This is a genomic window from Kosakonia sp. YIM B13571, assembly GCF_042788095.1.
Lineage (GTDB): Bacteria > Pseudomonadota > Gammaproteobacteria > Enterobacterales > Enterobacteriaceae > Kosakonia > Kosakonia quasisacchari.
Genome location: NZ_JBHZPL010000023.1, coordinates 1 through 6,628 on the forward strand (window position 1 = coordinate 1; position 6,628 = coordinate 6,628).

Consider the following 6,628-nt stretch of genomic DNA (forward strand, 5'->3'; position numbering starts at 1 on the left):
ATTACGCTTTCCTCTTTCAGAGTCAACCCTGAATCTCAGGATTTTTTCTCTTCAACCGAACCGGCTGTTTGTGTGAAGTGATTCACATCTGCCGTGTCGATGGAGGCGCATTATAGGGAGCCCGAGCTGAATGACAAGCGGAAAAATGCATTTTTATTTCAACCGCTCATCTTTTCGTCATAACGGCTATTTTTGGTGCTTTTTAATGGCTGCCGGCAACTCCGCAAGGCTATTAATCACCCAATCGGCACTATTTTCAGCTTCTGGCGTGACAGGTTTACCGGTGCGTACCAGTACTTTTGTTCCTACTTGTGCGGCAGACGCCGCCTGCATATCTTCCAGCTTATCGCCAACCATATAAGAAGCAGTCATATCAATGTGCAGAAAATCGCGAGCTGATATGAGCATGCCCGGGTGCGGTTTACGGCAGTCGCAGACCTGGCGGAACTCTTCTACTGTTCCCTGCGGGTGGTGTGGACAATAATAGATGCCATCCAAATCAACACCGCGATCGGCTAAAGACCAGTCCATCCATTCGGTTAACGTTTCAAACTGCGCTTCGGTGAATTTGCCGCGCGCAATACCAGACTGGTTAGTCACCAGCACCAACGCATAACCCATTTCTTTCAGTTCGCGCATGGCGTCAATAACGCCATCAATAAATTCAAATTCATCAATCTCATGGACGTAGCCGTGATCAACATTAATAGTGCCATCACGATCGAGAAAAATAGCGGGTACAGACTTTGCCACGGGTTTGCTCCTGAAAAAGGCATATGTTCTTAGTATCTCATGTTTCGCTATACAGGAAAGTGCTCATCGTTGATGAGTGACATTGATTTAGACGTCTGGATGCCTTACCATCCGCTCTGTTTACGGCTGTAAGTCGTCATCGGCAGAAGAAAATGCCACGGCTAACTCTCATACGATAAAAATAATCTAATGATTAAACTTTCGAATATCACCAAAGTGTTCCAGCAAGGGAACCGTACGATTCAGGCGCTGAACAACGTTAGCCTGCACGTACCTGCTGGCCAAATTTATGGCGTTATTGGCGCGTCAGGTGCGGGGAAAAGTACGCTTATCCGCTGTGTGAACTTGCTGGAGCGCCCATCGCAGGGCAGCGTGCTGGTCGACGGTCAGGATCTGACGCAACTGTCAGAAGCGGAATTAACCAAAGCGCGTCGCCAAATTGGCATGATCTTCCAGCACTTTAACCTGCTCTCTTCCCGAACCGTTTTCGGTAATGTTGCGTTACCGCTGGAGCTGGATAACACCTCGCGCGAAGAGATCCATCGCCGGGTGACAGAACTTCTCGATCTGGTTGGTTTGTCAGATAAGCACGACAGCTACCCGGCTAATCTCTCCGGCGGGCAAAAACAGCGCGTCGCTATTGCACGTGCGCTAGCCAGTAACCCAAAAGTACTGCTGTGTGATGAAGCCACCAGCGCATTAGATCCAGCAACAACACGTTCTATTCTTGAACTGCTGAAGGACATTAACCGTCGCCTCGGGCTGACCATCCTGCTCATTACGCATGAAATGGATGTGGTAAAACGCATTTGTGACTGCGTGGCGGTAATCAGCAACGGTGAGCTGATTGAGCAGGATACGGTGAGCGAAGTGTTCTCACATCCGAAAACACCGCTGGCACAGCAGTTTATACAGTCCACGCTGCACCTGGATATTCCGGAAGATTATCTGCAACGCTTACAGGCACAACCGCAAGCGGACAGTGTGCCGATGCTGCGGATGGAGTTTACCGGTCAGTCCGTCGACGCCCCGCTGCTGTCGGAAACGGCGCGTCGTTTTAACGTGAACAACAATATTGTCAGCGCGCAGATGGATTACGCGGGCGGCGTGAAGTTCGGCATTATGTTGACCGAAATGCACGGTACGCCGGAGGATACGCAGGCGGCGATCGCCTGGCTGCAAGAACACCACGTAAAAGTAGAGGTACTCGGTTATGTCTGAGGCAATGATGTGGCTCTTTGCCCGCAGCATCTGGGAAACGTTATTTATGACCTTTGCTTCGGGCTTGCTGGGTTTTGTCGTCGGTCTGCCGTTCGGCGTGCTGCTATATGTGACGCGTCCGGGTCAGATCATGCCAAACCCGGCGTTATATCGCGTGATTTCCGCGCTGGTGAACATTTTCCGTTCCATCCCGTTTATCATTTTGCTGGTATGGATGATTCCCTTTACCCGGGTAATTGTTGGCACATCTATTGGCCTGTATGCGGTCATCGTTCCGCTGACCGTAGGCGCCGCACCGTTTATTGCCCGCATGGTAGAAAATACCCTGCTGGAGCTGCCTGCGGGTCTGATCGAAGCATCACGCGCGATGGGCGCGACACCGATGCAGATCATTCGCAAAGTTCTGCTGCCAGAAGCGCTGCCAGGGCTGATTAACGCGGCGACCATTACGTTGATTACTCTGGTGGGTTACTCCGCAATGGGAGGCGCGGTCGGTGCGGGTGGTTTAGGTCAGTTGGGTATCCAATATGGCTACGTGACCTACAATCCATTAGTGATGAATACTGTACTGATATTGCTCGTGGTTCTGGTTTACTTAATTCAGTTCGCTGGCGATCGTATCGTCCGGGCTGTGACGCATAAATAACGTTACACACAACATAACGACTCAGATAGAAAGGAAAATATCATGGCTTTTAAATTCAAGACCTTTGCAGCAGTTGGTGCTCTGCTGGGTTCTCTGGCTCTGGTTGGTTGCGGTCAGGACGAAAAAGATCCGAATCACATCAAAGTCGGTGTGATTGTGGGTGCTGAACAGCAGGTTGCTGAAGTCGCGCAGAAAGTTGCTAAAGAGAAATATGGCCTGGACGTTGAGCTGGTAACCTTTAACGACTACGTGCTGCCGAACGAAGCGCTGAGTAAAGGCGACATTGACGCGAACGCCTTCCAGCATAAACCGTATCTGGATCAGCAGATCAAAGACCGTGGTTTCAAACTGGTTCCGGTTGGTAACACCTTTGTTTACCCCATCGCTGGCTACTCCAAAAAAATCAAAGCGCTGTCTGAACTGCAGGATGGTTCTCAGGTAGCGGTACCGAACGATCCAACCAACCTTGGTCGTTCTCTGTTGCTGCTGCAAAAACAAGGCCTTATTAAACTGAAAGATGGTGTAGGCCTGCTGCCATCCGTGCTGGATATCACCGAAAACCCGAAAAACCTGAAGATTGTTGAGCTGGAAGCCCCGCAACTGCCGCGTTCTCTGGACGATGCACAGATTGCATTGGCGGTCATCAACACCACTTACGCCAGCCAGATTGGCCTGACGCCGGAAAAAGACGGCATCTTTGTTGAAGATAAAGACTCCCCGTACGTTAACCTGATCGTCGCGCGCGAAGATAACAAAGACGCGGAAAACGTGAAGAAATTCGTCCAGGCTTACCAGTCTGACGAAGTCAGCGAAGCGGCAAATAAAGTCTTCAACGGCGGCGCAGTGAAAGGCTGGTAATCTCCGTAGTCTGTAATATCATTCAAGGCGGGCGCAAGCCCGCCTTGTCATTTGTGCACGCGCCTGATTCAATAAGCGGCGTTAAAAAAATTACTTCGAGGATATATTATGCGTGCTTTACCGATCTGTTTATTAGCACTCATGCTAAGCGGCTGCTCCTTGCTAAGCAGATCTCCTGTCGAACCTGTAAAAAGCACCGCAGTGGCGCCAAAAGCAGAACCAGAAAAACCGAAAGTCTCGCGCCCTGTACCTGTACGGGTCATTACGGACGCCACCGAGCTAGTGGGTAAACCGTTCCGCGATTTGGGCGAAGTCACCGGAGAATCCTGCCAGGCTACCAACCAGGATTCTCCGCCGAACATCCCCACGGCGCGTAAACGCATGCAAATCAATGCATCTAAGCTGAAAGCTAATGCGGTTCTGCAACATAGCTGCGAAGTAACCAGCGGCACGCCGGGTTGCTACCGTCAGGCGGTTTGTGTCGGCTCTGCACTGAATATTTCGACCAAATGAGTACATTTGCTTTCGAGCAAATCGGCGTTATCCGCTCACCTTATAAAGAGAAGTTTGCCGTACCGCGCCAGCCAGGGCTGGTGAAACACGGCAGCGGCGAACTTCACTTGCTTCCCCCTTATAACCAGCCCGATGCCGTGCGTGGCCTTGAAGGTTTCAGCCACCTGTGGGTGCTTTTCGTTTTTCATCAAACAATGGAAGGCGGCTGGCGTCCAACCGTGCGCCCACCGCGGCTGGGGGGAAACGCGAGAATGGGGGTTTTCGCCACGCGTTCAACCTTCCGCCCTAACCCGATCGGGATGTCGCTGGTTGAGTTGCACGGCATCCACTGTCAGAAAGATCAGGTGATTTTACAACTTGGTAGTCTTGATCTGGTCGATGGCACGCCGGTGGTGGATATCAAGCCCTATTTGCCGTTTGCTGAAGCCTTGCCGCACGCGCAAGCCAGCTACGCGCAACAGGCGCCTCCTGCTGATGTCGCCGTCACCTTTACGCCGGATGTCGAAGCGCAGCTTATTGAGCTTGAAAAGCGCTACCCGCATTTCAAAACCTTCCTGCGTGAAGTGCTGGCGCAGGATCCGCGCCCGGCTTATAAAAAAGGGGAAGAGCAGGGAAAAACCTACGCTGTCTGGCTGTTGGATTTTAACGTGCGCTGGCGCGTAACCGATGGCGGCTTTGAAGTGTTTGCGCTCGAAGCGCGCTAATTTTATGCCCCTCTCTTTTGGCATCTCTGCCAGGCTGATAAACTAAACCACTTTTTTCTGTGTCAGGCCTGTCTTAGGCCTGTTCCAATTGTCCAAATGGAACCGTAACAACATGCGTACTAGCCAATACTTGCTCTCCACTCTGAAGGAGACGCCTGCCGACGCCGAAGTCATCAGCCACCAGCTGATGCTGCGCGCCGGGATGATCCGCAAACTGGCCTCCGGGTTGTACACCTGGCTGCCAACCGGTTTGCGCGTTCTGAAAAAAGTCGAAAACATCGTGCGTGAAGAGATGAATAACGCCGGTGCGATTGAGGTGTCCATGCCAGTAGTGCAGCCCGCCGACCTGTGGCAGGAAAGCGGTCGCTGGGAGCAATATGGCCCGGAACTGCTGCGTTTTGTCGATCGCGGCGATCGTCCGTTTGTGCTCGGCCCAACGCATGAAGAAGTGATCACCGACCTGATTCGCAACGAGCTGAACTCCTACAAACAGCTGCCGCTGAACTTCTTCCAGATCCAGACCAAGTTCCGTGATGAAGTGCGCCCGCGTTTCGGTGTCATGCGCTCACGCGAATTCCTGATGAAAGATGCCTACTCTTTCCATACCTCTCAGGAATCGTTGCAGGAGACGTACGATGCAATGTACGCCGCCTACAGCAAAATCTTCAGCCGTATGGGTCTGGATTTCCGTGCAGTACAGGCGGATACCGGCTCGATCGGTGGTAGCGCCTCGCATGAATTCCAGGTGCTGGCGCAGAGCGGTGAAGATGATGTGATCTTCTCTGACTCTTCCGATTTTGCCGCCAACATTGAGTTTGCCGAAGCGCTGGCACCAAAAGAACCGCGCGCTGCAGCAACGCAGGAAATGACGCTGGTTGACACGCCGAACGCCAAAACCATCGCTGAGCTGGTTGAGCAGTTCAACCTGCCGATTGAAAAAACCGTGAAAACCCTGCTGGTTAAAGCCGTTGAAGGCAGCAGCTACCCGCTGGTTGCGCTGCTGGTGCGCGGCGATCATGAGCTGAACGAAGTTAAAGCGGAAAAACTGCCGCAGGTTGCCGCGCCGTTGACCTTCGCCACCGAAGCGGAAATCCGCGCGGTAGTGAACGCAGGTCCTGGCTCGCTCGGCCCGGTGAACATGCCGGTTCCGGTCGTGATTGACCGTACCGTTGCAGCGATGAGTGACTTCTCTGCTGGCGCGAATATTGACGGTAAACACTACTTCGGCATCAACTGGGATCGCGATGTTGTCACCCCGGAAGTAGCAGATATTCGTAATGTTGTTGCCGGCGATCCGAGCCCGGACGGCAAAGGTACGCTGCTTATCAAACGTGGTATCGAAGTCGGTCACATCTTCCAGTTGGGCACCAAGTACTCCCAGGCGCTGAACGCCGCCGTGCAGGGCGAAGATGGCCGCAATCAGATCCTGACCATGGGTTGCTACGGTATCGGCGTAACGCGCGTAGTGGCTGCGGCCATTGAGCAGAACAACGACGAGCGCGGGATCATCTGGCCAGACGCGATTGCACCGTTCCAGGTTGCGCTGCTGCCAATGAACATGCACAAATCTTATCGCGTGCAGGAACTGGCAGAAAAACTCTACGCCGAGCTGCGTGCGCAGGGCATTGAAGTGCTGATGGACGATCGTAAAGAGCGCCCGGGCGTGATGTTTGCCGATATGGAACTGATTGGTATCCCGCACACGGTGGTGATTGGCGATCGCAACCTCGACAACGACGATATCGAATACAAATACCGTCGCAATGGTGAGAAGCAACTGATCAAAACCGGGGAGATCCTCAACTATCTGGTCAAAGCCATCAAAGGCTAAGCGACCCAACAAAAAGCCCCGCAATTGGACTGCACCCCAAAAGTTGGACACCCAACTGAGTAAGGTGCAGTTTTTTATGGCAAAACCAAAATATTCCCTCGA

7 protein-coding genes are annotated in these 6,628 nt (G+C 52.6%); 6 read left to right on the top strand and 1 reads right to left on the bottom strand.

The genetic code is table 11. The features are described 5' to 3' along the window. Window positions 1–186 precede the first annotated feature (186 nt). The gene (gmhB, locus tag ACFX4O_RS24245; protein ID WP_380211849.1) at window positions 187–753 is read right to left on the bottom strand and encodes a D-glycero-beta-D-manno-heptose 1,7-bisphosphate 7-phosphatase; all 567 of its coding nucleotides are present in this window, start codon (window positions 751–753) and stop codon (window positions 187–189) included. A 189-nt stretch (window positions 754–942) separates the two neighbouring features. Here gmhB and metN point away from each other — a divergent pair, with 189 nt between their 5' ends. From metN to proS, 6 genes are all read left to right on the top strand, one after another. After that, on the top strand, window positions 943–1,974 hold the full coding sequence (metN, locus tag ACFX4O_RS24250) for a methionine ABC transporter ATP-binding protein MetN (RefSeq protein WP_380211851.1): 1,032 nt from the start codon (window positions 943–945) through the stop codon (window positions 1,972–1,974). Further along, on the top strand, window positions 1,967–2,620 hold the full coding sequence (locus tag ACFX4O_RS24255; protein ID WP_131407920.1) for a methionine ABC transporter permease MetI: 654 nt from the start codon (window positions 1,967–1,969) through the stop codon (window positions 2,618–2,620). Before metN ends, ACFX4O_RS24255 begins: the two co-directional genes overlap by 8 nt. A gap of 42 nt (window positions 2,621–2,662) precedes the next feature. Continuing rightward, window positions 2,663–3,478 carry a methionine ABC transporter substrate-binding lipoprotein MetQ gene (metQ, locus tag ACFX4O_RS24260; RefSeq protein ID WP_380211853.1) on the top strand — a complete coding sequence of 272 codons (816 nt, stop codon included), beginning with the start codon at window positions 2,663–2,665 and terminating at the stop codon, window positions 3,476–3,478. 108 nt (window positions 3,479–3,586) lie between these two features. Next, entirely contained in the window at window positions 3,587–3,991 is a 405-nt protein-coding gene (gene rcsF, locus ACFX4O_RS24265) for an Rcs stress response system protein RcsF (protein WP_131407924.1), read from the top strand. Continuing rightward, entirely contained in the window at window positions 3,988–4,695 is a 708-nt protein-coding gene (gene tsaA / locus ACFX4O_RS24270) for a tRNA (N6-threonylcarbamoyladenosine(37)-N6)-methyltransferase TrmO (RefSeq protein ID WP_380211855.1), read from the top strand. Before rcsF ends, tsaA begins: the two co-directional genes overlap by 4 nt. A 112-nt stretch (window positions 4,696–4,807) precedes the next feature. Continuing rightward, complete coding sequence (proS, locus tag ACFX4O_RS24275) at window positions 4,808–6,526, top strand: proline--tRNA ligase (protein ID WP_131407928.1); 1,719 nt, start codon at window positions 4,808–4,810, stop codon at window positions 6,524–6,526. Window positions 6,527–6,628: the final 102 nt, after the last annotated feature.